Raw genomic sequence first — 2,264 nt, forward strand, 5'->3', positions numbered from 1 at the left:
GATACTGCGCCTCGAATTCGCCCTGCGGGCCGCGACCGTGCGCCTGCACCAGCCGGTTGTCGGCGTCGTAGCGGTAGTGCTGTTCGTACAGACCGTTGCGCCGGCTGATCAGGTTGCCCCAGGCGTCGTAACGGTAAAATAGTTTTTGCCAGTGCGTCAGGCGGTTGTCGGCGATCGGCGCCAGCGGCAGGTGCGCATCGATGTCGCTCTGCGGGCTGCGCTCGCCCAGCAGGTTATCCGCCAGATCGTACACCAGCCGCGCGCCCGGTTTGCCCTGATTGGGTTCGCGGTGTTGCAGCAGGCGGCCTTCGGCGTCGTAACCGTAGTGCACTTCGCCGCGCAGCGCGTCGCTCACCCCGGCCAGCTCGCCGCGGCCGGTGTAGCGATAAGCGCGCCACAGCACGCCGTCTTCCGGCCGGGTCAGTTTATCGTGGCCGAAGGCACTGCTCTGCCAGCTGCGGCGGCCCAGGGCGTCGTAACGCCGCTGCTGCTGCAGCGCGCCCTGGCTGCGGCCGGTTTCCCGGTGCAGGCGATCGCGGGTGAACTCGCTCACCACCTGCTGGTTGAATTTGATGGCGCTGGCGTGGCCGGAGCCGTAATACAGCCACTGCAGGCGATCGCCCTGGGGCAGCGTCAGCGCCTGCAGGTTGGCCAGCGCATCCCACTGGTATTGCAGCTCGCCGTTCACGCCCTGTTCGCCGAGCAGCCGCCCGGCGGCGTCATAGCGCATCTGCACGCTGTCCGGCTCGATGCCCAGCGCCGCGCCGCTCGCCGTCGGCAGGCGGTTCAGCTCGCGCAGCCGCCCCATGGCGTCGAAACGGTAATGCCATTCCGCGCTGGCGTTGCCGCGCCAGACCAGCTGCCCCGCCTCGTCGAAGCGGAAGCGCTGTTCGCGCTGCGTCAGCTCACCTGCGCTGCCCGGCAGGCCGACCTCGCGGTGCTCCTCCAGCAGCCCGGCCGCGCCGTAGCGATAATCGTGGCGGGTGTCGTCCGGGCGCTCTTCGGTCAGCACGCGGCCCACCGCATCGTAGCTGAAGCGGTATTCGCCGCCGTTGCCGTTCTCCAGCCGCGTCAGCCAGCCCTGCGGGCTGTAATGATAGCGCCGGGTGCGGTTGATGCGATCGGTGATGCTGACCGGCAGCCCCAGGGCGTTGTACTGCCAGCGGGTCAGGCTGCCCAACGCGTCCTGATGCTCGGCCAGCTGGCCGTGCGCATTCCAGTTAAAGCGCTCTTCGCCGCCGTCCGGGTGGATCAGGGTATGCAGGCGGCCGCCGTTATCCCACAAGTAGCGCGTCTGATGGCCTTCGGCATCGGTCTGCGCCGTCAGTTGCCCCAGCGCATCGTAGGTATAAGCCGTCACGCTGCCGGAACAGTCGGTGTAGCGCGTCAGCTGGCCGCGGGCGTCCCACTCCAGCTTCACTTCCCCGCCCAGCGCGTCGATCACGCTGGCCGGCAGGCTCTCTTCGTCATCCGGATAGCGGTACAGCGTGGCATTGCCCAGCGCATCGACATAACGCGTCGGGCGGCCCAACGTGTCCCAATGCTGCGCCTCGCTGCTGCCGTCCGGGTACGCGACGGCGAACAGCCGGCCGCTGTTGCGCGAATATTGATAGCGCGTCACGCGGCCGAGCGGGTCGGTCTCCGACAACAGGCGGCCGTAAGGGTCCCATTCGCTCTGGCGCTGCGCGCCGCCGGGCAGCAGCACGCTGCACAGCTCGCCGCGTTGGTAGATAAAACCGTAGCGGCGCTGGTCGAAATCGGTGTACTGCGCCACGTTGTCGTCGTCATCCAGCCGCCACTCCGCCCGCTTACCGTCGCCGCGCACCGCGCTGCGGCGCCCGCCGGCGAAGTCATAGCCGAACTCAAGGGATTCTCCGGCGCTGTTGCGATAGGCCGTCACGCGCGGCACGCCGTCGATCTCTTGCCATTGGTATTCGTTCAGCAGCCCGGCGGCGTCCTGGTGGCTGATCATCAGGCCGTCGCGCCAGCCAAAGCGGCGCGTCACCTCACCGGCGCGGTTGCTCACCGTCGTCAGTTGGCCCTGCTCATCGTAACCGTAGCGCGCCAGCGTCCGTTCGCCTTCGGCGGTTTGCAGCGCCACTTCACGCAGGCGGCCCTGCGCATAGCGGCACATCAGGCGCTGCCCTGCGCTGTCCACCAGTTCGCTCAGCAGCCCCTCGTCGTCGTAAAACAGCGAGGTGGCGTTGCCGATGGCGTCGGTGATCATGCTCAGCCGGCTCGGCTGCTCGCCCGCCAGCGGCGGG

1 pseudogene is annotated in these 2,264 nt (G+C 68.3%); it reads right to left on the reverse strand.

The features are described 5' to 3' along the window. Window positions 1-2,264: pseudogene (locus ADK28_RS25315) on the reverse strand (type IV secretion protein Rhs); the annotation flags it as partial.

It is taken from the genome of Serratia sp. 506_PEND (assembly GCF_001076875.1).
Classification (GTDB): Bacteria; Pseudomonadota; Gammaproteobacteria; order Enterobacterales; family Enterobacteriaceae; genus Serratia; species Serratia marcescens.